A 25,057-nucleotide genomic window follows, 5' to 3' on the forward strand; every position below is an offset into this window, starting at 1 on the left:
GCGGCACATGCCCGCGAAGCGGTCGGCACACACAGCAGCATTCCCTCCCGCTGGCCCTCCCCCCTCCCAATGGCCTAGACTGCAAGCACTGCAGTATTTTGCGTCCGCTCGCTCAAGGCCCTTGCATGTCCGACCCCCGCTATCAAATCGACGTCAGCGTCGTGACCCGCTATCTAAAAGAACAATCCGACCCGGAAAACGGTCGTTTCGCTTTCGCCTATACCATTACCGTGCAAAACAACGGCTCGACAAGGGCCAAGCTCATGTCCCGTCACTGGCTGATCACCAACGGTGATGGCGAAGTCGAGGAAGTGCGCGGCGATGGTGTCGTCGGCCAACAGCCGACCCTGGATCCGGGCAAGAGTCATACCTACAGCAGTGGCGCGGTGATCACCACCCGCGTAGGCACCATGCAGGGCAGTTACCAGATGCTCAGCGAAGACGGCAAACGCTTCGATGCCCAGATCGCGCCCTTCCGCCTCGCGGTGCCCGGGGCTCTGCACTGATGGCTACTTACGCCGTCGGCGACCTGCAAGGTTGCCTGCAACCACTCAAATGCCTGCTCGAGCGGGTCCGCTTCGATCCTGCCGTCGATCGCCTGTGGCTGGTCGGCGACCTGGTCAACCGCGGTCCAGAATCACTGGAAACCCTGCGCTACCTCTATTCGATACGCCAATCGCTGGTGTGCGTGCTAGGCAACCATGATCTGCACCTGCTGGCAGCTTGGAACAATGTCGAGCGGCTGAAAAAGAACGACACCCTGCGCGAGATCCTCGAAGCCCCCGATGCCGATCAACTGCTCGACTGGCTGCGCCAGCAGAAGCTGCTGCATTACGACGAGCCGCGCGGCATCGCCATGGTGCACGCCGGCATTCCGCCCCAGTGGACCCTGGGCAAGGCGCTCGAACTGGCGGCGGAGGTCGAGCAGGTGCTGCGCGACGACACCCGCCTGCAGCTGTTCCTGGAGGGCATGTACGGCAATGAGCCGAGCAAGTGGAGCAACAAGCTTACCGGCATCGAGCGCCTGCGCGTCATCACCAACTGCCTCACCCGTATGCGCTTTTGCACCGAGGCAGGCAAACTTGACCTCAAGAGCAAGGAAGGCCTGGGCACCGCTCCGAAAGGCTACAAGCCGTGGTTCGCCCACAAAGGCCGCCGTTCGCGCCACGTCAAGATCATCTTCGGTCACTGGGCGGCGCTGCAGGGCAAGGTCGACGCCCCTGACCTGATCGCCCTGGATACCGGTTGCGTCTGGGGCGGCGCCATGACCTTGTACAACGTCGACAGCGGCGAATATCACCGCTGCGAGTGCGCCGACGACGGGCACCCACGGCAGCCCGCACCATCGACTAACATCAACGATCAAACCTGAAGGAAAGTCCCCCCATGAGCGAATTCAAGCGCATCCCTCCCGAGCAGGCCCTGGCCCTTCGGGCGCAAGGTGCGGTCGTCGTCGACATTCGCGACCCACAGGCTTTCGCCGCCGGACACATCACCGGCGCCAAGCACCTGGACAACCACTCGGTCGCCGACTTCATCCGCAACGCCGACCTCGACGCGCCCACTCTGGTGGTCTGCTACCACGGAAACTCCAGCCAGAGCGCAGCCGCCTATCTCGCGGGCCAAGGCTTCTCGGACGTCTACAGCGTCGATGGGGGCTTCGAACTGTGGCGTAGCACTTACCCGGCAGAAACGGCCCAAGGCGATACCGAATAATTTTTTCATTTTTACTGCAGCCCGCGTCCCACGCGGGTTAGCGCCGCACCTGACGAACGGTCGTGCGCAACTTCTGCATCCCTCGCCCTTGACCTTGCGGATTACCAACTATCCTTAAGCCCAGGCCATCCAAAAAAGGGGAGAGCCGGTACACCGGCGTGCGGGTCATCGGTAGCGTTTCAGGGTGTTCTGGGGGGTATACAGCAGTCGGCGAAACCGGCTGCGTGCCAGCATCAGCTGACTGATCCGGCGTCGTCTCCACGTATCGAGCGAGGTGACGTCATGAGCATTTTTAGCCACTTCCAACAACGTTTCGAATCAACCCGCCAGGAAGAGTTTTCGCTGCAGGAGTACCTCGAGCTGTGCAAGGAGGATCGTAGCGCCTATGCATCGGCGGCGGAAAGGCTGTTGCTGGCCATCGGTGAGCCGGAGCTGATCGACACCTCTACCAACTCCAGACTGTCGCGGATCTTCTCCAACAAGGTGATCCGCCGCTATCCGGCCTTCGCCGACTTCCATGGCATGGAAGAGTGCATCGACCAGATCGTTTCGTACTTCCGCCACGCCGCCCAAGGCTTGGAAGAGAAGAAACAGATCCTCTACCTGCTCGGCCCGGTCGGCGGCGGCAAGTCCTCGCTGGCCGAGAAACTCAAGCAACTGATGGAAAAGGTACCGTTCTACGCCATCAAGGACTCACCGGTGTTCGAGTCGCCGCTGGGGTTGTTCAACGCTACCGAAGACGGGGCCATTCTCGAGGAAGAGTACGGCATCCCGCGGCGCTACCTGAACACCATCATGTCGCCCTGGGCCACCAAGCGCCTGCAGGAGTTCGGCGGCGATATCAGCAAGTTCAAAGTGGTCAAGCTGTACCCCTCGATCCTCAATCAGGTGGCCATCGCCAAGACCGAACCGGGCGATGAGAACAACCAGGACATCTCTGCCCTGGTGGGCAAGGTGGATATCCGCAAGCTGGAAGAGTTCCCGCAGAACGACGCCGACGCCTACAGCTATTCGGGGGCACTGTGCCGGGCCAACCAGGGCCTGATGGAATTCGTCGAGATGTTCAAAGCGCCGATCAAGGTCCTGCACCCGCTGCTTACCGCTACCCAGGAAGGCAACTACAACAGCACCGAGGGTCTGGGCGCGATCCCCTATTCCGGGATTCTGCTGGCTCACTCCAACGAATCGGAATGGCATACCTTCCGTAACAACAAGAACAACGAGGCGTTCATCGACCGGATCTACATCGTCAAAGTACCGTATTGCCTGCGCGTCAGCGATGAAATCAAGATCTACGACAAACTGCTGATCAACAGCTCACTGGCCAAAGCCCATTGCGCGCCCGACACCCTGAAGATGCTGGCCCAGTTCACCGTGCTGTCGCGCCTGAAGGAGCCGGAAAACTCCAACATCTATTCGAAGATGCGCGTCTATGACGGCGAGAACCTCAAGGATACCGACCCCAAGGCCAAGTCGATCCAGGAATACCGCGACGCCGCGGGCGTCGACGAGGGCATGAATGGCCTGTCGACCCGCTTCGCCTTCAAGATTCTCTCCAAGGTCTTCAACTTCGACCCGCATGAGGTAGCCGCCAACCCGGTCCACCTGCTCTACGTGCTGGAACAACAGATCGAGCAGGAGCAATTCCCGGCCGAAGTGCGTGAGCGCTACCTGCGTTACCTGAAGGAGTACCTGGCACCGCGCTACATCGAGTTCATCGGCAAGGAAATCCAGACTGCCTACCTGGAGTCCTACAGCGAATACGGGCAGAACATCTTCGACCGCTACGTGCTGTACGCCGACTTCTGGATCCAGGACCAGGAATACCGCGACCCGGAAACGGGCGAAATCCTCAACCGCATCGCCCTCAACGAGGAGCTCGAAAAAATCGAGAAACCGGCCGGGATCAGCAATCCGAAGGACTTCCGCAACGAGATCGTCAATTTCGTTCTGCGTGCCCGCGCCAACAACAACGGCAAGAACCCGAGCTGGCTCAGCTACGAGAAGCTGCGGGTGGTGATCGAGAAGAAAATGTTCTCCAACACCGAAGACCTGCTGCCGGTCATCAGCTTCAACGCCAAGGCCAGCAAGGAGGACCAACAGAAACACAACGACTTCGTCACGCGGATGGTGGAGCGTGGCTATACCGACAAGCAGGTGCGCTTGCTGTCGGAATGGTACCTGCGGGTCAGGAAATCGCAATAAAGCGGCAAGCTTTTAGCCGCAAGCGGCAAGCTGCTCGGCGTCAGCGCTCCGGCCTGCGCCGCAGCTTGCAGCCCAGGTGGCTGCTCTCTCTTGCAGCTTGAAGCTTGTGGCTTGCAGCTGTTCCCAGCTACCGGAGGGGTCATGAGCTACGTTATCGACCGACGCCTGAACGGCAAGAACAAGAGCACGGTCAACCGCCAGCGCTTCTTGCGGCGTTACCGTGAACACATCAAGAAAGCTGTCGAGGAAGCCGTGAGCCGCCGCTCCATCATGGACATGGAGCATGGCGAGCAGATCAGCATTCCTGGACGGGACATCGACGAACCGGTGCTGCACCACGGTCGCGGCGGCAAACAGACCATCGTGCACCCTGGCAACAAGGAATTCACCGCCGGTGAACACATCGCCAGGCCGCAGGGCGGTGGGGGCGGCGGCGGGCGTGGCAAGGCCGGCAACTCTGGCGAAGGTATGGACGACTTCGTCTTCCAGATCACCCAGGAGGAGTTTCTCGAATTCATGTTCGAGGACCTCGAACTGCCCAATCTGGTCAAGCGTCACCTGACCGGCGCCGATACCTTCAAGACCGTCCGCGCGGGCATCGCCAATGAGGGCAACCCGTCGCGCATCAACATCGTCCGCACCCTGCGTTCGGCCCATGCCCGGCGCATCGCCCTGACCGGCAGCAGCCGAGCATTGCTGCGCGAGGCGCAGAAGGAATTGGCGCGGCTGAAGGTCGAAGAGCCTGCCAATTTCACCGATATCCAGGAAGTCGAACAGGAGATAGAACGCCTCAAGGCGCGCATCAACCGCCTACCGTTCCTCGATACCTTCGACCTCAAGTACAACCTGCTGGTCAAGCAGCCCAACCCCAGCTCGAAGGCGGTGATGTTCTGCCTGATGGACGTGTCCGGCTCCATGACCCAGGCCACCAAGGACATCGCCAAACGCTTCTTCATCCTTCTGTACCTGTTCCTCAAGCGTAATTACGATCGCATCGAAGTGGTGTTCATCCGCCATCACACCAGTGCTCGGGAAGTGGACGAGGAAGAATTCTTCTACTCCCGGGAAACCGGCGGCACCATCGTTTCCAGCGCGCTCAAGCTGATGCAGGAGATCATGGCCGAGCGTTACCCGGCCAGCGACTGGAACATCTACGCTGCCCAGGCCTCCGACGGCGACAACTGGAACGACGACTCGCCGATCTGCCGCGAGATTCTCTCCAAGCAGATCATGCCGCATGTGCAGTACTACACTTACGTTGAGATCACCCCACGCGAGCACCAAGCCCTCTGGTATGAGTACGAGCGTATCGGCGAGGCTTTCCCCGACACATTCGCCCAACAGCAGTTGGTATCGGCCGGCGATATCTACCCGGTCTTCCGTGAACTCTTCCAGCGCAGGTTAGCCACATGACCGCCAGAGCACAGAGACGCCAACCCATTTCCACCGGGTCCGAGTGGACGTTCGAGCTGATCCAGACCTACGATCGGGAAATCAGCCGGCTGGCCGAGCGTTACGCCCTGGACACCTACCCCAACCAGATCGAGGTGATCACCGCCGAGCAAATGATGGACGCCTACGCGTCGGTCGGCATGCCGCTCGGCTACCACCATTGGTCCTACGGCAAACAGTTCCTCAGCACCGAAAAGTCGTATAGCCGGGGCCAGATGGGCCTGGCCTATGAAATCGTGATCAACTCCGATCCGTGCATCGCCTACCTGATGGAAGAGAACACCATGTGCATGCAGGCACTGGTGATTGCCCACGCCTGCTACGGCCACAACAGTTTCTTCAAGGGCAACTACCTGTTCCGCACCTGGACCGATGCTACCTCGATCATCGATTACCTGGTGTTCGCCAAGCAGTACATCGCCCAATGCGAGGAGCGTCACGGCATTGACGCTGTGGAGGACCTGATCGACTCTTGCCATGCCCTGATGAACTACGGCGTCGATCGCTATAAGCGCCCCTATCCGATATCCGCGGAGGAGGAGCGACGGCGGCAGAAAGACCGGGAAGAGCACCTGCAGCGGCAGATCAACGACCTGTGGCGGACCATCCCGAAAAGCGCCGAGAAAGGCGGCGAGCGGGACGATGCGCGCTTCCCCGCCGAGCCCCAGGAAAACATCCTCTACTTCATCGAGAAGAACGCCCCGCTGCTGGAACCCTGGCAACGTGAAGTGGTGCGGATCGTGCGCAAGATCGCCCAGTACTTCTACCCACAACGTCAGACCCAGGTGATGAACGAAGGCTGGGCCACCTTCTGGCACTACACGTTGATGAACGATCTGTACGATGAAGGCCTGATTACCGAAGGCTTCATGATGGAGTTTCTGCAATCGCACACCAGCGTGGTGTTCCAGCCTGGCTTCGACAGCCCTTATTACAGCGGCATCAACCCGTATGCGCTGGGCTTTGCCATGTATACCGACATCCGCCGCATGTGCGAGCACCCTACCGAGGAGGATCGCCGCTGGTTCCCCGACATTGCCGGCAGTGATTGGCTTTCTACCATCAAGTTCGCCATGAGCAGCTTCAAGGACGAGAGCTTCATCCTGCAGTATCTGTCGCCCAAGGTCATTCGCGACCTCAAACTGTTCAGCATCCTGGACGACGACCAGCGCGAAGACCTCCTGGTGCCGGCCATCCATGACGAGGACGGCTACCGTACCATCCGCGAACAGCTGGCCGCCCAATACAACCTGGGCAACCGTGAGCCCAACGTGCAGATCTGGAGCATCGATCGACGCGGCGACCGCTCGCTGACCTTGCGTCACCAACAGCACAACCGTAAACCTTTAGGCGACTCTACCGAGGAGGTCCTCAAGCATCTGCACCGTCTGTGGGGCTTCGACATTCACCTGGAGACCGTCCAGGGGGACCAGATCATCAAGACTCACCATATGCCCCCACGTGGCGAGCACGGTGAAAGCGGCGACTATGGCCGCATGGACCTGGCCGTCATCCATCATCTCTAGCATCGGCTCAACGCCATTACTGCCGACAGGGTATCCTGTCGGCAGTAATGGAGGCTGCACATGCATATCTACAAAGTTGGCGGCGCAGTGCGCGACCGTCTGCTGGGGCGCCCGGTCAGCGATATAGATTGGCTGGTGGTCGGCGCTACCGTCGAGGAAATGCACGCCAAGGGCTATCGCCCGGTAGGCGCTGACTTTCCGGTTTTCCTGCATCCGCAGACAGGCGAGGAATACGCCCTGGCCCGGACCGAGCGCAAGAGTGGCCGGGGTTATGGCGGGTTCACCTTCCATGCCAGCCCGGATGTGACCCTGGAACAGGACCTGATTCGCCGCGACCTGACGATCAATGCCATGGCCGAGGACGAACAGGGCGTGATTCACGACCCCTACCATGGCCAAGAAGACCTTAGTCAGCGCCTTTTACGTCATGTTTCCCCCGCGTTCGCCGAAGATCCCTTGCGGGTGCTGCGTGTCGCCCGCTTCGCTGCCCGCTATGCGCCCCTGGGTTTTCAGGTCGCGGACGAAACGCTGGAACTGATGCGCCAGATCAGCGCCTCGGGTGAGCTGCAGGCGCTGACCGCCGAGCGCAGTTGGAAGGAAATCGAGCGTGCCTTGATGGAAGACCAGCCCCAGGTGTTCATCCAGGTACTGAGTGCCTGCGGCGCCCTGCCAGAGTTGATGCCGGAGCTGGAGCGCGACATCGACACTCTGCCTGCACTGCAGCAGGCGGCTCTGCACAAGCAACCGATACATGTACGCTGGGCCTGCTTGCTGCGCGGGCTGGAGCCAGCGGCCATCAAGGCGCTCAACCAACGTTTCAAGGCGCCAAGGGAATGCCAGGAATTGGCCGTACTGGTGGCGGAATTCGCCGACCGGGCCGACGACGCCCTGACGTTGGCCCCTGCAGACCTGTTGCAGATGCTGCAGAAATTCGATGTGTACCGACGGCCGCAACGCTTCGAGGACTTTCTGGCGGCATGCGAGATGGCGGCGCGGGGGATCGATGACTCCATTTATCCACAGGCAGCGTATCTACGCAAAGCTGCAGCGGTAGCCCGAGCGGTAGACGTCAAACCGCTGCTAGAGGCCGGACTGACCGGCCAAGCGCTGGGCGACGCGCTCAAGGCGCAGCGGCTGGAAGCACTCGAGACCTACAAACTCGATTGAGGCTACCGTCCTCTTCGCGGGCAAGCCCGCTCCCACAGTGCACTGCAAGGCCTCTAAACGGCGCGGTACCTGTGGGAGCGGGCTTGCCCGCGAAGAGGACGGCACAAACTCAATCAGGCGTCAGCTGCAGCCCATTCCATTCGAAGACAACGGGTGCCAGCACCTGGTCGATCCGTGCTTCCTGCCACAACTGCGCCATGCTCTTGCCCACGCCTGGATGCACCAGCTCGGGCGCCAGTAGCGATAACGGCCACAGCACGAAGGCATTTTTCAGAATTTCGGCTCGAGGCAGTACCAGCCCGTCGAACGTGCCATGCAGGTCGTCATACATAAGTACGTCGATGTCCAGCGGCAACCCCTTGCGGTCCGGCGCATAACGGCCATTGTCGGCCTCGATGAACTTCAGCCGGCGATCCAGCTCGATCAAAGGCAGCTCGGTAGTACCGGTCACCACGAAGTTGATGAACGGCCCGCTCTTGATCCCCACCGCCTGGCTCTCGAACGCGGGAGAGCAACGCATGTCGCCCAGAATCGTCGCCAGCGCATCGAGCCCTGCACACAAGTGCGCATGGCGGTCGATATTGCTGCCAAGGCCCAGGTAAACCGTGCTCAGAGACATCCGCGCTCGATCTCCACGCCAACACCACCACGGGCCGCAGGCACGGCGCCTGGCTTGGTCAGCTTCAGCCGCACCCAGGGAATCTGGAATTCAGCCATCAGTACCGCGACCAGGCGCTCGGCGAAGGTTTCCACCAACTCGAAGCGGGCCTGCTCGGCGAATGCCTGGATCCGCGCCGAAACGCTGGCATAGTCCAATGCCAGGTTCAAGTCGTCACCGGCCGCCGCCGGGCGGTTATCCCAGGCGAAGCTCAGGTCCAGGCGCAGGCACTGGCGAATATCCCGCTCCCAGTCATAGGCACCGATGACGGTATCGACTTCCAGGCCTTCGATGAACACTCTGTCCAAGCACTTCTCTCCACAGCACGACAAGGGCGACGGGCGCCGTTAGAATCAGGGCGTCCTCGCCCGGAATAGTTAGCATGTTTTGGTTATTGGCGCTGCTCGCCTACCTGCTCGGCTCGCTGTCCTTCGCCATCGTCCTCAGCCGCCTTTCGGGCAGCCCGGACCCGCGTTCCAGCGGTTCGGGCAATGCCGGCGCCACCAACATGCTACGTCTGGCAGGCCGCAAATTGGCGATCCTGACCCTGCTTGGCGACCTGTGCAAGGGGCTGATGCCCGTTCTGCTCGCTCGCGCTGCCGGCCTCGACCTCCAGGAACAGGCTTGGATCGGCGTCTGCGCGGTGCTCGGTCACCTGTTCCCGCTGTATTTCCGCTTCAAGGGCGGCAAGGGCGTCGCCACCGCCGCCGGCATGCTCATGGGCCTGTACTTCCCGGCCGCCCTGCTGGCCATCGGCGCCTGGCTGCTGACCTTCTATCTGACCCGCACCAGCTCCCTCGCCGCATTGGTCGCAACGCCGTTGACCCTGCCACTGCTGGCCTGGCGTCAACCTGAAGCCCTGTTACCGATCGCCGTGCTCACCGTGATGATCGTCTGGCGCCATCGCAACAACCTGCGCGATCTGTTCGCCGGGCGCGAAAGGCATTTCTGACGCGCCCGTGGCCCCTCATACCGGCGGCAGTTGCTCCATCGGCCAACGCGCCTGCACGCTGATCGCGAGATCCTGGCGCTGCCCGGCCAACAGCCGCTGGCAACCGGCATACGCGATCATCGCGCCGTTATCGGTACAGAACTGCGGGCGGGCGTAATACACGTTGCCCTTGATACTGCCCAGCATGTCTTCCAGCGACGCGCGCAGGGCTTTGTTGGCGCTGACGCCACCCGCGATCACCAGGCGCTTGAGGCCGGTCTGCTTGAGGGCACGCTTGCACTTGATGGTCAGAGTCTCCACCACCGCCTGCTGGAACGCCAGGGACAGGTCGCAACGGGTTTGCTCGCTGTCGTCGCCAGCATTTCGGCACTGTTGCCAGGTGTTCAGCGCAAAGGTCTTGAGGCCGCTGAAGCTGAATTCCAGGCCCGGGCGATCGGTCATCGGGCGCGGGAACACGAATCGTCCCGGGACCCCGTGCTCGGCCAGGCGAGCGATTTCCGGCCCGCCAGGATAATTCAGGCCGATCAGCTTGGCGGTCTTGTCGAAGGCTTCGCCTGCAGCGTCGTCCAGGCTCTCGCCGAGCAGCTCGTACTGGCCGATGCCGTCGACGCGCACCAGCTGGGTATGACCGCCCGACACCAACAAAGCGACGAACGGAAACTCGGGCGGATTTTCCTCCAGCATCGGTGCCAGCAGGTGACCTTCCATGTGGTGCACACCGATGGCCGGGATATCCCAGGCAAAGGCTAGCGCCTGGGCGCACGAGGCGCCCACCAACAACGCCCCGACCAGCCCGGGGCCGGCCGTATAGGCGATGGCGTCGATCTCGGTGGCGACGCAGCCGGCCTCGTCCAGCACCTGGCGGATCAACGGCAGCATGCGCTTGACGTGATCGCGCGAGGCGAGTTCGGGCACTACCCCGCCGAACACGCGGTGCAGGTCGACCTGGCTGAACAGCGCGTCGGCCAACAGACCGCGCTCACTGTCGTATAATGCGACGCCGGTTTCGTCGCAGGATGTTTCCAATCCCAGTACTAGCATGGGCTCGTCCCTTGTGGGGGCTGAATTCGAAGCCGCGCATGATAGTCCCCGTGCCGGGTGCCGACCAGCGGTTTTCGATCAGAGGCTTTGCATTCCGGCGTGCTAAGGGTTAACATCCGCAACCCTTGAAAACCGACGTTCTCCAGCACACCTTTTGTTTTGCCAGGAGCACGTCTACCCCGGTAATGAATTAAGGTAGCCCTGGATGCCAGCCGTCAAAGTTAAAGAGAACGAACCCTTCGACGTAGCTCTGCGTCGTTTCAAGCGCTCCTGCGAAAAAGCCGGTGTACTGGCTGAAGTTCGTAGCCGCGAGTTTTACGAGAAGCCGACCGCCGAGCGTAAGCGCAAAGCAGCTGCAGCTGTTAAGCGTCACGCCAAGAAAGTTCAGCGCGAACAGCGCCGCGCCGTTCGTCTGTACTAATACAGACGTTCTACGCAAAGCTTCTGCCCAGCCCGGCTCAGCGCCGGGCCGATGGCAGCGGTTGCTTCAAAACGCTTCAAACCTTGAGCAGCTAGCCCAAGGCGCTTCTTGCCAGTGCTTCTGCACCAGCAAAGGAGCAAACGCCTGAAACGTCAGAGCTGGTCCCAGACCAGTCGTGCACGTCCTGTCTGACGAGCCCTTGCGGCTGGCGACGAGCACACACCCCCTCGCACTTCCCAGTTGCAGCACTCGCCCCTACCTTCGCGTTAGCGTTTAGACTTGCCAGTTGCCAGATGACGAGACTGCCATGGCCGGGCTGATTCCCCAAAGCTTCATCGATGACCTGATCAACCGCCTCGACATCGTCGACGTGGTGAGTTCGCGCGTCCAGCTGAAAAAGACCGGCAAGAACTACTCCGCCTGCTGTCCGTTCCACAAGGAGAAGACCCCCTCCTTCACGGTCAGCCCCGACAAGCAGTTCTACTACTGCTTCGGCTGCGGCGCTGGCGGCAATGCCCTCGGCTTCGTCATGGACCACGACAACCTGGACTTCCCCCAGGCGGTCGAGGAACTGGCACGCGCCGCCGGCATGGAAGTGCCTCGCGAAGAGGGGCGGCGCAATCAGAAGCCGCGCCAGCCGACCGATTCGCCGCTGTATCCGTTGCTCGAAGCAGCCGCGGAGTTCTACCGCCAGGCATTGCGCAGCCACCCGACCCGTAAATCCGCGGTCGACTACCTCAAAGGCCGCGGCCTGTCCGGAGAAATCGCCCGCGACTTCAGCCTCGGCTTCGCCCCACCGGGCTGGGACAACCTGCTCAAGCACCTGGGTGCCGACAGCTTGCAACAAAAGGTGATGATCGATGCCGGCCTGCTGATCGAGAACGCCGAGAGCGGCAAGCGCTACGACCGCTTCCGCGACCGCGTCATGTTCCCCATCCGCGACAGCCGCGGGCGCGTCATCGCCTTTGGCGGTCGGGTCCTGGGCGACGACAAGCCCAAGTACCTGAACAGCCCCGAAACCCCGGTGTTCCACAAGGGCCAGGAACTGTACGGGCTGTATGAAGCACGCAAGAATAACCGCAACCTCGACGAGATCATCGTGGTCGAGGGCTATATGGATGTCATCGCCCTCGCCCAGCAGGGCCTACGCAATGCAGTGGCCACGCTCGGCACGGCCACCAGCGAGGAGCATCTCAAACGCCTGTTCCGCGTGGTACCCAACGTATTGTTCTGCTTCGACGGCGACCAGGCCGGACGCAAAGCCGCCTGGCGCGCCCTGGAGTCGACCCTGTCGACCCTGCAGGATGGCCGCCGCGCGCGCTTTCTGTTCCTGCCCGAAGGCGAGGACCCGGACAGCCTGGTGCGCGCCGAAGGTACCGACGCTTTCAGAGCCCGCATCAACCAGCATGCCCAGCCGCTGGCCGACTACTTCTTCGAGCAATTGAGCGCCGAAGCAGACCCGCGCTCACTGGAAGGCAAGGCGCACATGGCGACCTTGGCAGCACCGTTGATCGAAAAGATTCCCGGCGCCAACCTGCGTCAGCTGATGCGCAATCGCCTGAAGGAAATCACCGGCCTCGATCCCCAGCAGGTCGAACAACTGGCGCAGCAGGTCCCGGCCACCAGTAGCGTGCCGGACTACGACCCCGGGTATGACTACGATGCCATGGCCAGCTACACCCCCGACTACGGCGACATGCCGCAGCCGGACTACGCGCCGATGCAACAGGAGCAACAGTGGAAACCCAAACAGGGTAGCGGCAAGAAGCCCTGGAGCGACAAGCCCTGGGACAAGGGCCGCAAGGGCGGCAAGCCTTGGCAGCAACGTGACGAAGCCCCGCCACGGGTGCCGGCCCCCGTGGAGCCGCCGACCCTGGCCGCGCTGCGCACCCTGCTGCACCACCCGCTGCTGGCCGGCAAGGTCGAGGATGCCAGTCATTTCGCCGACGAAGAACACCTGTACAGCCAGTTGCTGGTGGCGCTGATCGAGGCCGCACAGAAAAATCCTGGTCTAAGCTCTATGCAGTTGATCGCACGTTGGCACGGCACCGAGCAAGGCCGCCTGTTGCGGGCCTTGGCGGAAAAGGAATGGCTGATCGTCGCGGACAACCTTGAACAACAGTTTTTCGACACCATAACTAGCTTGTCCGCCCGCCAACGCGAGCGCAGCCTGGAACAACTGCTCAGGAAATCACGTCAAAGCGAATTGACCAGCGAGGAAAAATCCCAGCTCCTCGCCCTGCTGAGCCGGAATGTTCCCGCACAAACGCCGACCTCATCTGGCGCGTGAGGCCCATGCTCGGGTATAATCCTCGGCTTGTTTTTTGCCCGCCAAGACCTTCAGTGGATAGGGTGTTATGTCCGGAAAAGCGCAACAGCAGTCTCGTATCAAAGAGTTGATCACCCGCGGTCGTGAGCAGGGCTACCTGACTTACGCGGAGGTCAACGACCACCTGCCTGAGGATATTTCAGATCCGGAACAGGTGGAAGACATCATCCGCATGATCAACGACATGGGGATCAACGTATTCGAGAGTGCTCCGGATGCGGATGCCCTTCTGTTGGCGGAAGCCGACACCGACGAAGCCGCGGCCGAAGAAGCCGCTGCTGCGTTGGCGGCAGTTGAGACCGATATCGGCCGCACGACCGACCCGGTGCGCATGTACATGCGTGAAATGGGTACCGTCGAACTGCTGACCCGCGAAGGCGAGATCGAAATCGCCAAGCGTATCGAGGAAGGCATCCGTGAAGTCATGGGCGCCATCGCCCATTTCCCCGGAACTGTCGACTATATCCTCGGCGAATACGACCGCGTCACCACCGAAGGTGGCCGCCTGTCGGATGTTCTCAGCGGCTACATCGACCCTGACGACAACATCGCCGCCCCGACCGACGAAGTGCCTGTCCCAGGCGCCAAGGCCCCTGCGGCCAAGGAAGAGTCGGACGACGATGAAGAAGAGAGCGACGGCAGTGACGACGAAGAAGAGACCGAAAGCGGTCCTGACCCGGTCGTCGCAGCCCAGCGCTTCGGCGCCGTCGCCGATCAGCTTCAGGCTACTACCAAGGTCCTGAAGAAGAGCGGTCGTGACGCCAAGGAAAGCATCGAGGCCCTGCAGGCCCTGGCTGATCTGTTCATGCCGATCAAGCTGGTGCCCAAGCAGTTCGAGGTGCTGGTCGAGCGTGTCCGCGATGCCCTGAGCCGTCTGCGCCAGCAAGAGCGTGCGATCATGCAGCTGTGCGTACGTGACGCCCGCATGCCCCGTGCCGACTTCTTGCGTCTGTTCCCGAGCAACGAGACCGATCAGACCTGGAGCAGCGATCTGGCCAAGCGCAACACCAAGTGGGCTGCCGCCCTGGGTGAAAAGGACGCTGCCATCGTCGCCTGCCAGCAGAAGCTGATCGACCTCGAGACCGAGACCGGCCTGACCGTCGCCGAGATCAAGGAAATCAACCGTCGCATGTCCATCGGCGAAGCCAAGGCTCGCCGCGCCAAGAAAGAAATGGTCGAGGCGAACCTGCGTCTGGTGATCTCCATCGCCAAGAAATACACCAACCGTGGCCTGCAGTTCCTCGATCTGATCCAGGAAGGCAACATCGGTCTGATGAAGGCGGTGGACAAGTTCGAATACCGTCGTGGTTACAAGTTCTCGACCTATGCCACTTGGTGGATCCGCCAGGCGATCACCCGTTCGATCGCCGACCAGGCTCGCACCATCCGGATTCCGGTGCACATGATCGAGACGATCAACAAGCTCAACCGTATTTCCCGGCAGATGTTGCAGGAAATGGGCCGTGAACCGACCCCGGAAGAGCTGGGTGAACGCATGGAAATGCCTGAGGACAAGATCCGCAAGGTACTGAAGATCGCCAAAGAGCCGATCTCCATGGAAACCCCGATCGGTGACGACGAAGATTCGCATCTGGGCGACTTCATCGAGGACTCGACCATGCAGTCTCCGATCGACGTGGCCACGGTCGAAAGCCTCAAGGAAGCCACCCGTGACGTGCTTTCGGGCCTGACCGCACGTGAAGCCAAAGTGCTGCGCATGCGTTTCGGCATCGACATGAACACCGACCACACCCTCGAAGAGGTGGGCAAGCAGTTCGACGTGACCCGTGAGCGGATCCGTCAGATCGAGGCGAAGGCGTTGCGCAAACTGCGCCACCCGACGCGCAGCGAGCACCTGCGATCTTTCCTCGACGAGTGATGACGAACCCCGGCCCAGGCCGGGGTTTTTCTTTTCCGCGACAGGGCGATTTCGCCCCGACGCAGGGGCCGATGCGCGACTACACTCGATTTCAGACCACCTGAACGCGAGGCTGATATGCCGCCGATGCCGGCCATACTGTTGCTGATCCTGCTTCTGTGGAACACAACGGCCGGCGCCCTGACCCTGACCGACGAGGAAAAAGCCTGGCTCGCGGCGCATCCGCGGGTGAGTCTGGGCGTCGATGCCTCCTGGCCTCCGTTCGAGTTTCGCGACCAGGAGGGCCGATACCAGGGATTGGCCGCCGATTACATCGCCTTGCTACAGGAACGCCTCGGCGTTTCGCTCACGCCGGTGGAGCCAAAAAGCTGGACCGAAGTGCTGGAACTGGCGCGCAACCAGCGTATCGACCTGTTGCCAGGTATCATGTCGACCCCCGAACGCCAGGCCTACCTGTCCTTCACCCGCCCCTACCTGGACTTTCCCATCGTCATCCTCGCCCACGAGGGCGGCGCGGAACCTCGCACACTGAACGACCTGTATGGCCTGAAAGTGGCCGTGGTTGAGAATTACGCCCCCCACGAGCTGCTGCGCGCCCAGCACCCTGATCTCAATCTGGTGGCCATGCCCAATGTCAGCTCGACGCTGCAAGCGTTGGCTACCGATGCGGTGGACGCAGTGGTCGGCGATCTCGCCTCGAGCATCTGGAGCTTGCGCCAGCTCAAGCTCGACGGTTTGTACGTGAGCGGCGAGACGCCTTATCGCTACCAGCTGGCCATGGCCACCCCTCGGGACAACCCGATACTGGTCGGCATCCTCGACAAAGCAATGGCCGATCTTGGCGACAAAGAGATCAGCGCGATCCAGCAGCGCTGGGTGGGCAATGTGGTGGATAAACGAGCGCTCTGGCACGACCTGGTGCTGTATGGCCTGCCCGCCGTACTGGTACTGCTGGCCATGCTCGCTGCGGTCATGCGCATCAACCGTCGCCTGAGCTCGGAGATCTCCCGCCGCATATCCCTGGAGCAGGAACTGCGCAGCAGCGAGTACCACTACCGCAGTCTGATCGAAAGCCTGTCGGCCATCGCCTGGGAGGCAGACGCCAACGACTTCACCTACAGCTATGTCTCGCCGCACGCCGAGGACCTGCTTGGCTACCCAATCCAGAGCTGGCTCAACCCGGGTTTCTGGCGCAGTATCCTGCACCCCGAGGATGCCCTGTGGGCCCAGGCCTACTGTGAAAGTGAAACCGCTGCCGGCCGTGACCACAGCCTCGATTACCGGGTGATCCGTGCCGACGGCCAAGCGTTGTGGGTGCGTAACATCGTCAGCATGATCGAACACGGTCATCGCCCGGTGATGCGTGGCTTGATGATCGACATCAGCGAAACCAAGCGCACCGAAGATGCCTTGCGCCTGTCGGAGCAGAAGTTCGCTTCGGTGTTCCAGCAATGCCCGGACATTCTGCTGATCGCCCGGCACAGCGACGGCGTGCTGCTGGAGGTCAACGAAGCCTTTGAAGAGCAGATCGGCCTGAGTCCCACCCAGGTGATCGGGCGCACCGCGACCCAACTGGGCCTGTGGGGCGTCAGTGGCAGCGGCCCGGCATTGCTCGAACGTCTGCACCAGGGCGGCATCCGTAATCTCGAGATGACGTTTCGGCGCAGCAACGGCCAGTTGTTCACCGGCCTGACCTCGGCTGAAACCTTCGAACTCGATGGCATCCCGGCACTCGTCGTAGCGGTGCGTGACATCAGCCAGCTCAAGGAAACCCAGGAACAACTGCAAACCTCCGAGGAGAAATTCGCCAAGGCCTTCCACGCTTCACCCGATGGCCTGCTGCTGTCACGCCAGAGCGACGGCCTGTTGATGGAAGTAAACGAGGGCTTCTGCCGCCTGACCGGCTACGACCTCAACCCGTCCATCGACCAGACCTCTTTCGACCTGGGGATCTGGGTGGACCTTAACGAGCGCAAGCGCCTGATCGAGCAATTGACCCGCGATGGCTTCGTCCGTGATTTCAGTTGCCACCTGCGGCGCAGCGACGGGCAGATCCGCCTGTGCGAGCTCTCCGCACGGCCTCTGCCGATCGGCGGCATCGACTGCATGCTGACCATCGCCCGCGACATCACCGAACGCCACCTGATGCAGGAAAAGCTCCAACTGGCTGCTACCGTGTTCGAGAACACTGCCGAAGGAGTTTTGATCACCGACATCGACCAACGCATCAGCGCGGTCAACCGAGCCTTCAGCGAGATCACCGGCTACAGCGAGATCGAGGCTCTCGGCCAGACCCCTCGCCTGCTCGCCTCAGGCCAGCACGACAGCGCCTTTTATGCCGCGATGTGGCACCAACTGACCGCCGAGGGCCACTGGCAAGGCGAAATCTACAACAAACGCAAGAATGGCGAGCTATACCCCGGTTGGCTGACCATCAGCGCGGTGCGTAATCAAGAGCGCGAAATCACCCACTTCGTTGCCGTATTCGCCGACATTTCCAGCCTCAAGCACGCTCAAGCCAAGCTCGATTACCAGGCCCACCACGACCCGCTGACCGGCCTGCCCAACCGCGCCCTGTTCGAAAGCCGCTTGCAGACCGTGCTCACCTGCCCCCAAGTGTCGAGTCGCCAGGGCGCGGTGCTGTTTCTCGACCTCGACCGCTTCAAGCACATCAACGACAGCCTCGGGCACCCGGTCGGCGACCTGTTGCTCAAGGGTATCGCCCAGCGCTTGAAGGAGCAGGTGCGCGACGTCGACACCGTGGCCCGACTGGGTGGCGACGAGTTCATCATCCTGCTGCCCGGGCTGCACAGGCCCAGCGATGCGAGCGCCATCGCCAATAAGCTGCTGGCCTGCTTCAACGCCCCGTTCGAGGCTGGCGAACATGAGTTCTTCACCAGTGCCAGCATTGGCATCAGCCTCTACCCCCAGGACGGCACCGACGTCGCCTCGCTGATCCGCAACGCCGATGCCGCCATGTACCGCTCAAAGGCCAAGGGCCGCAACCGCGTCGAAGCCTACACCCGCGACCTGACCGCCCAAGCCAGCGAACGCATCGCCCTGGAGCACGAACTGCGCCGCGCCATCGAACGCAACGAAATGAGCCTGTGCTATCAACCCAAGCTCAGCCTGAAAACCCAGCAACTGGTCGGTGCCGAAGCCTTGATCCGTTGGTGCCACCCGACCCTCGGCGAAGTGCCCCCTGAGCATTTCATCCATCTGGCCGAAGAGAACGGCACCATCCTGCAACTGGGTGATTGGGTACTGGAACAAGCTTGCAAGCAGATGTCTCGCTGGAAGAAGCGTTACCAAAGTTTCGGCCCGCTTTCGATCAACCTTGCTGGCGCACAACTGCGCCACCCCAACCTTGCCAAGCGCATCGAACACCTGCTCAAGCACTACCAGCTCCAAGCCGGCGACCTGCAACTGGAGATCACCGAGAACTTCATCATGAGTCAAGCCGAAGAAGCGCTGGCAGTCCTGCATCAGCTCAAGGAGCTGGGCGTACAGCTGGCGATCGACGACTTCGGCACGGGATACTCATCGCTCAGCTACCTCAAGCGACTGCCCCTGGATATCCTCAAGATCGACAAGTCGTTCATCCGCGGCCTGCCCGACGACACCCACGATGCCGCCATCGCCCGGGCGATCATCGCTCTGGGCCGCAGTATGCAATTGACCATCATCGCCGAGGGCGTGGAGAACCAGGCGCAGCAACGCTTCCTGGCCCAGGAGGGCTGCGAGCAGATCCAGGGCTACATCGTCAGCCTGCCGCTGCCGGCAGATGAGTTCGCTGCATCCTTTCTTCGTATAGCACTGTCCGATCTTTCGGATGGCACCCGTTCAAAACCCTCGTTATAATCGCCTCCACCTCCTGAGGGCCTATAGCTCAGTCGGTTAGAGCAGAGGACTCATAATCCTTTGGTCCACGGTTCGAGTCCGTGTGGGCCCACCAATCTGAAAGCCGCGCAATTGCGCGGCTTTTGTCGTTTCGAGATGTGCTACCCGAACCTCGGCAAGCATGCAGATGCATAGGACGAATCTGCGTTCAGAATGAGAGGATGAGCCTCTCGTGCAATGATTGCACCGAACGGTATCATCAATGCCGACGTAGCTCGTTCAGAAGAATGTAAGCAGTACTTCCGAAATCGCCCATTTTGAACACTGCGGTTTCGAGCCTGTCGGCCCGGCCAATGCCTTGGCGCCTCTGGTTTGCCCTTGCCGCACATACCCCCGCTGGCTAGGCTAAGAGGCCTACTACCGAGACCCACCATGCCAGCCTCCCGCCCCATCACCCTCGACGAAGTCGATCGCCAGCTCATCGCCCTGCTGCAAATCAACGCGCGCGAAAGCGTCGCGACCTTGGCGCGTCAGCTCGGGATCGCCCGCACCACGGTCAACTCGCGCCTGGAGCGTCTGGAAAAGAACAAGGTCATCACCGGCTATGGCGTGCGCCTTGGCCAGCGCCTGATCGATGGGGGCCTGCAGGCCTACGTGGGCATCAAGGTGCAGCCGCGCTCGGGCAAGGATGTGGTCCGCCGACTGAGTGCCATGGGGCAGGTGCAGCAACTGTGCGCAGTGAGCGGTGAGTTCGACTATGTGGCCTGGCTGCGCAGCGAATCGCCAGAGCAACTCGACGAATTGCTCGACCAGATCGGCAACCTCGCAGGTGTGGAGAAAACCACGACGTCGATCATCCTCAGCAGCAAGGTCGACCGGGGGCAGCCGATCTGAGCGGATCAACGTGTGGCGCTTCATGCGCCGACATAATGTCGAAGTAGCCAGTCATTACGACGACAATAAATACATTACGTAGCTACTCTGCACCTTAATTACGAACACACCGCTCCATAAAATGACCTTCAGCCATCTCCTATACTCAGGCTCCGCCCTTCGCGCAGCCGCTCTGGCAAGGTCTCTTCATGAACAAGAACAACCGCCATCCCGCCGACGGCAAGAAACCGATCACCATCTTCGGTCCGGATTTTCCCTTCGCGTTCGACGACTGGCTGGAACACCCGGCCGGCCTGGGGAGCATTCCGGCTGAGCGGTACGGCGAGGAAGTCGCCATTGTCGGCGCAGGCATCGCAGGCCTGGTAGCGGCGTACGAGTTGATGAAACTGGGGCTCAAGCCCGTGGTGTACGAAGCGTCGAAGCTCGGTGGGCGCTTGCGCTCGCAAGCGTTCAACGGCACCGACGGCATCGTCGCCGAACTCGGCGGCATGCGTTTTCCGGTGTCCTCGACGGCGTTCTATCACTACGTCGACAAGCTCGGCCTGGAAACCAAGCCCTTTCCCAACCCGCTGACCCCGGCTTCGGCGAGCACGGTGATCGATCTCGAAGGCCAGACCTACTACGCCGAGAGCGCCCAGGACCTGCCCAGCCTGTTCCACGAAGTGGCCGAGGCCTGGGCCGATGCGCTGGAAAGCGGTGCCCAGTTCGCCGAAATCCAGCAGGCGATCCGCGATCGCGACGTGGTGCGCCTGAAAACCCTGTGGAACCAGCTGGTTCCACTGTGGGACGACCGCACCTTCTATGACTTCGTCGCCTCCTCGCACGCCTTCGCCAAGCTGACCTTCCGCCACCGTGAAGTGTTCGGCCAGGTCGGCTTCGGCACCGGCGGCTGGGACTCGGACTTCCCCAACTCGATGCTGGAAATCTTCCGCGTGGTAATGACCAACTGCGACGACCACCAGCACCTGATCGTCGGTGGCGTGGAGCAGGTGCCCCAGGGCATCTGGCGCCATGTCCCGGAGCGCTGCGCGCACTGGCCTGCCGGCACCAGCCTGAGCACGCTGCACGGCGGCGCGCCGCGCTGCGGCGTCAAGCGTATCGCCCGCGCCGCCGATGGCCGCCTGGCGGTGACCGACAACTGGGGCGACACCCGCCACTATGGCGCGGTCCTCGCCACCTGCCAGAGCTGGCTGTTGACCACGCAGATCGACTGCGAGGAGTCGCTGTTCTCGCAAAAGCTGTGGATGGCGCTGGACCGTACACGCTACATGCAGTCGTCGAAAACCTTCGTGATGGTCGACCGGCCGTTCTGGAAGGACAAGGACCCTGAAACCGGCCGCGACCTGCTGAGCATGACCCTGACCGATCGCCTGACCCGCGGCACCTACCTGTTCGACAACGGCGATGACAAGCCGGGGGTCATCTGCCTGTCGTACGCCTGGATGAGCGACGCGTTGAAGATGCTCCCTCACCCGGTGGAAAAGCGCGTGCAACTGGCTCTGGACGCGCTGAAGAAGATCTACCCCAAGACCGACATCGCCGGCCACATCATCGGCGACCCGATCACCATTTCCTGGGAGGCCGACCCTTACTTCCTCGGTGCCTTCAAGGGCGCCCTCCCAGGCCACTACCGCTACAACCAGCGCATGTACGCGCACTTCATGCAACAGGACATGCCAGAAGAACAGCGCGGCATATTCATCGCAGGTGACGATGTGTCATGGACGCCCGCCTGGGTGGAAGGCGCGGTGCAGACTTCGCTGAACGCGGTGTGGGGTATCATGAATCACTTCGGCGGCAAGACCCATCCGGACAACCCAGGCCCGGGCGATCTGTTCGAAGCCCTCGGCCCGATCGCCCTGCCGGACTGACACGTAGGAGACACGATGCGCATCGCCCTGTTCCAAGGTGAACCCAACCCTCTCGACCTGGCCGGCAACCTGCAACGCCTGCAACAGCAGGCCCAGGCGGCGGCCGAACGAGGTGCGCGGTTGCTGGTGTGCCCGGAAATGTTCCTCAGCGGCTACAACATCGGTCTGACCCAAGTGCAGCGGCTGGCGGAGGCCGCCGACGGGCCATCGGCCAAGGCCGTGCAGGCGATCGCCCAAGCCCAGGGCATCGCCATCGCCTATGGCTACCCGGAGCGCGGCGACGATGGGGCGATCTACAACAGCGTGCAACTGGTCGATGCCCAGGCGCACAGCCTGTGCAACTACCGCAAGACCCACCTGTTCGGTGAGCTGGACCGCTCGATGTTCAGTGCCGGCGCCGACCATTTCCCGGTGGTCGAGCTGGAAGGCTGGAAGGTCGGGCTGCTGATCTGCTACGACATCGAATTCCCCGAGAATGCCCGGCGCCTGGCGCTCGATGGCGCCGAGTTGATCCTGGTACCCACGGCGAACATGGCGCCGTACGATTTCGTCTGTCAGGTGACCGTGCGCTCGCGGGCGCAAGAGAACCAATGCTACTTGGTATATGCCAATTACTGCGGCGCCGAGGGCGAGATCGAGTATTGCGGGCAGAGCAGCATCGTCGGCCCGGACGGTAGCCTGCTGGCCATGGCCGGGCATGATGAATGCCAGCTGCTGGCCGAACTGGCCCATGAGCGAGTGGCGCAAGGGCGCGAGGCGTTTCCGTATCTGGCGGACTTGCGCCAGGAGTTGCATGTGCGCCGTGGCTGACAACTCCCGCCATCTCACCCTCGCCAACGGCCTGCACCTGAAGCTGCGCCATGCTCCGCACCTCAAGCGCGCGGCCGCTGCCCTACGCGTGCACGCCGGCAGCCACGACGCCCCGGCACGTTGGCCGGGGCTCGCACACTTTCTCGAGCATCTGTTTTTCCTAGGCACCGAGCGTTTCCCGCTGGAGGATGGGTTGATGCGCCATGTCCAGGCCCTCGGCGGCCAGGTCAACGCGAGCACCCGCGAATGCACCACCGACTTCTTCTTCGAAGTCCCTCCCAATGCCCTCGCCGGCGCTTTGCAGCGGCTGTGCCAGATGTTGGCCGAACCGGAGCTGGGCATTGCCCGTCAGCGCAGCGAGCGCGACGTGATACATGCCGAATTCATTGCCTGGTCGCGCGATCCGCAAGCCCAGGCCCGTTTCGCCCTGCTCCAGGCCGCAGCGCCTGGGCATCCGTTGAGCGGCTTCCATGCCGGCAATCGCTACACCCTTGCCGTGCAGGATGTGGCGTTCCAGCAGGCCTTGCAGCACTTCCACCAGCATTTCTACCAAGGCGGACAGATCACCCTGAGCCTGTGCGGCCCTCAACCATTGCATGAGCTCGAACGCCTTGGCCAACGTTTCGCCAGCCTGTTTCCCACCGGGCATCACCAGCCGCAGCATCGCCCACCCGCTTTGCCAGCGAGCACCAAGGCATTGCTGTTCGCCCACGACAGCCTGCCCGCAGGCGGCGAGCAGGCATTGGAATTGTTGTTGGCCTGGCTGAACGACAGCCGCCCCGGTGGCTGGCTGGATGCACTGCGCCAACGCGGTTGGCTACAAGGCTGCAAGACCGAAGTGCTGTATGCCCACGAAGACCAGTTGCTGTGGCACATCGACCTGCGACTTGATTCGACAGCCTGCCTGGATGAAGCACAACGCCTGCTCCACGGCTGGTTCCACTTCATGCATCGAGCCGCTGCTGAACAACTCAACGCAGGCTTCGCCTTGCTCCAGCAGCGACGAGAGGAAGCTGCCAGCGCACTGGAGCTGGCACGCCGGGATAGCGCGGGCACCCCCTTCTGCGCCCTCGACAGGCCTGGCCTACGCGCTTTCGGTGCCCTGCTCGATGGCCTGCCCAAGCATGCCTATGGGCAGTGGCAACTGCAAACCACCGATCCTTTGCTGTTCAATGGTTGGCCAGCCACGCCTGCCGGGTCATTGCCCAAGGCGCTGAGCGTCAGCGATGCGCTGCCTGCCTCACGCCTGCATGCCGAACTGAACCTGCGCTGGCAGATCCGCTCGCCACTGCGCCAGCGCCTGCATGCCGTACTCGAACAGGCTTTGGCCCCCCTGCATGAGCGGGCCGAACGAGCCTCGTTGCAGTTGGACTTCAGCACGGTGGGCGACTACTGGCATCTGCGCTGCGCAGGCGTACCCAGTGCAGTGGTACGGGTCAGCGAGGAAGCGCTGGAGGTACTGCGCAAGCCTACGGACGAATCCTTCACCCGCGTACCAGCCAAACCGTCGCCACTGATCCCCATCCGTACCTTGCTCAAGCAACTGCCGGATGCACTGCACGCCATGGCAGTCGAGCCCCTACCCGCCTGCACGCTGGATCAAGGCCAGTTGCAGCAGATCTGGCAACACGCAGCCTGGCACGGCCTGGCGACCGGCTTCGACGAGACTGGCCTGAATGCCCTGGCCACGGTGTTACAGCGCTGCCCAGGCCAGGGCAGCGACGCAAGACCGTTGCCGCCGACCTTGACCCGCCGCTGGCAACAGGCCGCCGCGACCGGCAGCGAGCATGCGTTGCTGCTGTTCTACCCCCTCACGAGTCGGGAGCAAGGCAGCGGCCGCCTGCTCGGGCATCTGTTGCAGGGCCCGGTCTACCAGCGTCTGCGCGTGGAACTGCAACTGGGTTACGCGGTGTTCAGCACCTTCCGCCAGGTCGAAGGCGTGCCAGGCCTGCTGTTCGGGGTGCAGTCACCCCATGCCGGCCACCGCGACATCATCGGCCATCTCCAGGCCGTGCTACGACAAGGTGTCAGGCTGCAGGCCGGGGCACGCCAGGCACTGGCCGAGCAGTTCAGCGAAGCGGCCATGACCAACGCCGATGTCGCCCACTGGGCCTGGCAAGCCCACCTGGGGCGTTTGCCGGATAAGCTGACTTGCCTACGACAGTCTATCCTGATGACGCAACAAGCCGATCTGGATGCCTTGCTCGGGCACATGCTCGCGCCCGATGCGACCTGGCTCTGCCTGGCCAATACAGCCGAGCCGAGCCTTTGGTGGCCCTGAACAGGTCACCATTGT

19 protein-coding genes and 1 tRNA gene are annotated in these 25,057 nt (G+C 62.0%); 17 read left to right on the forward strand and 3 right to left on the reverse strand.

The genetic code is table 11. From position 1 onward, the window contains the following. Positions 1–125 precede the first annotated feature (125 nt). The 7 genes from apaG (at position 126) to E2H86_RS10175 (ending at position 8,066) form a co-directional block, all read left to right on the forward strand. Positions 126–506: a Co2+/Mg2+ efflux protein ApaG gene (gene apaG, locus E2H86_RS10145; RefSeq protein WP_133327298.1), complete on the forward strand. Its 381-nt coding sequence runs from the start codon at positions 126–128 to the stop codon at positions 504–506. After that, a complete protein-coding gene (locus E2H86_RS10150; RefSeq protein WP_133327300.1) occupies positions 506–1,372 on the forward strand; it encodes a symmetrical bis(5'-nucleosyl)-tetraphosphatase in 867 nt (288 codons plus the stop codon). The genes apaG and E2H86_RS10150 overlap by 1 nt, the downstream gene beginning before the upstream one ends. A 14-nt stretch (positions 1,373–1,386) precedes the next feature. Continuing rightward, positions 1,387–1,716, forward strand: coding sequence for a thiosulfate sulfurtransferase GlpE (gene glpE / locus E2H86_RS10155; protein WP_133327302.1), 330 nt, complete (start codon positions 1,387–1,389; stop codon positions 1,714–1,716). 282 nt (positions 1,717–1,998) lie between these two features. Then, complete coding sequence (locus E2H86_RS10160) at positions 1,999–3,921, forward strand: PrkA family serine protein kinase (RefSeq protein WP_133327304.1); 1,923 nt, start codon at positions 1,999–2,001, stop codon at positions 3,919–3,921. A 141-nt stretch (positions 3,922–4,062) separates the two neighbouring features. Continuing rightward, positions 4,063–5,334 carry a YeaH/YhbH family protein gene (locus E2H86_RS10165; protein WP_133327306.1) on the forward strand — a complete coding sequence of 424 codons (1,272 nt, stop codon included), beginning with the start codon at positions 4,063–4,065 and terminating at the stop codon, positions 5,332–5,334. Beyond that, on the forward strand, positions 5,331–6,899 hold the full coding sequence (locus tag E2H86_RS10170; RefSeq protein WP_133327308.1) for a SpoVR family protein: 1,569 nt from the start codon (positions 5,331–5,333) through the stop codon (positions 6,897–6,899). The genes E2H86_RS10165 and E2H86_RS10170 overlap by 4 nt, the downstream gene beginning before the upstream one ends. A 60-nt stretch (positions 6,900–6,959) precedes the next feature. Continuing rightward, the gene (locus tag E2H86_RS10175; RefSeq protein WP_133327310.1) at positions 6,960–8,066 is read left to right on the forward strand and encodes a multifunctional CCA tRNA nucleotidyl transferase/2'3'-cyclic phosphodiesterase/2'nucleotidase/phosphatase; all 1,107 of its coding nucleotides are present in this window, start codon (positions 6,960–6,962) and stop codon (positions 8,064–8,066) included. Positions 8,067–8,175: 109 nt separating this feature from the next. Here the strand turns inward: E2H86_RS10175 and folK are convergent, their stop codons facing one another. Then, positions 8,176–8,685, reverse strand: a complete 510-nt coding sequence (gene folK / locus E2H86_RS10180) for a 2-amino-4-hydroxy-6-hydroxymethyldihydropteridine diphosphokinase (protein WP_133327312.1) — start codon at positions 8,683–8,685, stop codon at positions 8,176–8,178. After that, positions 8,676–9,032: a dihydroneopterin aldolase gene (gene folB, locus E2H86_RS10185; RefSeq protein ID WP_133327314.1), complete on the reverse strand. Its 357-nt coding sequence runs from the start codon at positions 9,030–9,032 to the stop codon at positions 8,676–8,678. Before folB ends, folK begins: the two co-directional genes overlap by 10 nt. Before the next feature lie 74 nt (positions 9,033–9,106). Here folB and plsY point away from each other — a divergent pair, with 74 nt between their 5' ends. Continuing rightward, positions 9,107–9,676 carry a glycerol-3-phosphate 1-O-acyltransferase PlsY gene (gene plsY / locus E2H86_RS10190; protein ID WP_133327316.1) on the forward strand — a complete coding sequence of 190 codons (570 nt, stop codon included), beginning with the start codon at positions 9,107–9,109 and terminating at the stop codon, positions 9,674–9,676. 15 nt (positions 9,677–9,691) lie between these two features. Here plsY and tsaD read toward each other — a convergent pair whose 3' ends face one another. Beyond that, positions 9,692–10,717 (reverse strand): tRNA (adenosine(37)-N6)-threonylcarbamoyltransferase complex transferase subunit TsaD, encoded by a 1,026-nt coding sequence (tsaD, locus tag E2H86_RS10195; RefSeq protein ID WP_133327318.1) that lies wholly within the window; start codon positions 10,715–10,717, stop codon positions 9,692–9,694. A 205-nt stretch (positions 10,718–10,922) separates the two neighbouring features. On the opposite strand from tsaD, the gene rpsU reads away from it, so the two are divergent. The 9 genes from rpsU to pqqF all read left to right on the forward strand — a co-directional run bounded on the left by rpsU (position 10,923) and on the right by pqqF (position 25,042). Next, the gene (rpsU, locus tag E2H86_RS10200; RefSeq protein ID WP_003255575.1) at positions 10,923–11,138 is read left to right on the forward strand and encodes a 30S ribosomal protein S21; all 216 of its coding nucleotides are present in this window, start codon (positions 10,923–10,925) and stop codon (positions 11,136–11,138) included. Positions 11,139–11,445: 307 nt separating this feature from the next. Further along, on the forward strand, positions 11,446–13,428 hold the full coding sequence (gene dnaG, locus E2H86_RS10205; RefSeq protein ID WP_133327320.1) for a DNA primase: 1,983 nt from the start codon (positions 11,446–11,448) through the stop codon (positions 13,426–13,428). 67 nt (positions 13,429–13,495) lie between these two features. Further along, the gene (rpoD, locus tag E2H86_RS10210) at positions 13,496–15,346 is read left to right on the forward strand and encodes an RNA polymerase sigma factor RpoD (protein WP_133327322.1); all 1,851 of its coding nucleotides are present in this window, start codon (positions 13,496–13,498) and stop codon (positions 15,344–15,346) included. Positions 15,347–15,463: 117 nt separating this feature from the next. Next, positions 15,464–19,207 carry a bifunctional diguanylate cyclase/phosphodiesterase gene (locus tag E2H86_RS10215; protein WP_133327324.1) on the forward strand — a complete coding sequence of 1,248 codons (3,744 nt, stop codon included), beginning with the start codon at positions 15,464–15,466 and terminating at the stop codon, positions 19,205–19,207. Between the two features lie 17 nt (positions 19,208–19,224). Continuing rightward, a tRNA-Ile gene (locus E2H86_RS10220) sits at positions 19,225–19,301 on the forward strand. 317 nt (positions 19,302–19,618) lie between these two features. After that, positions 19,619–20,080 (forward strand): Lrp/AsnC family transcriptional regulator, encoded by a 462-nt coding sequence (locus E2H86_RS10225; RefSeq protein ID WP_133327326.1) that lies wholly within the window; start codon positions 19,619–19,621, stop codon positions 20,078–20,080. 188 nt (positions 20,081–20,268) lie between these two features. Further along, positions 20,269–21,951 carry a flavin monoamine oxidase family protein gene (locus tag E2H86_RS10230; protein ID WP_133327328.1) on the forward strand — a complete coding sequence of 561 codons (1,683 nt, stop codon included), beginning with the start codon at positions 20,269–20,271 and terminating at the stop codon, positions 21,949–21,951. A 15-nt stretch (positions 21,952–21,966) separates the two neighbouring features. Then, on the forward strand, positions 21,967–22,761 hold the full coding sequence (locus E2H86_RS10235; protein WP_133327330.1) for a carbon-nitrogen hydrolase family protein: 795 nt from the start codon (positions 21,967–21,969) through the stop codon (positions 22,759–22,761). Next, positions 22,754–25,042, forward strand: a complete 2,289-nt coding sequence (pqqF, locus tag E2H86_RS10240) for a pyrroloquinoline quinone biosynthesis protein PqqF (RefSeq protein ID WP_133327332.1) — start codon at positions 22,754–22,756, stop codon at positions 25,040–25,042. The genes E2H86_RS10235 and pqqF overlap by 8 nt, the downstream gene beginning before the upstream one ends. Positions 25,043–25,057 lie beyond the last annotated feature (15 nt).

Source organism: Pseudomonas putida (assembly GCF_004357765.1).
In the GTDB taxonomy this organism is placed as follows: domain Bacteria; phylum Pseudomonadota; class Gammaproteobacteria; order Pseudomonadales; family Pseudomonadaceae; genus Aquipseudomonas; species Aquipseudomonas putida_U.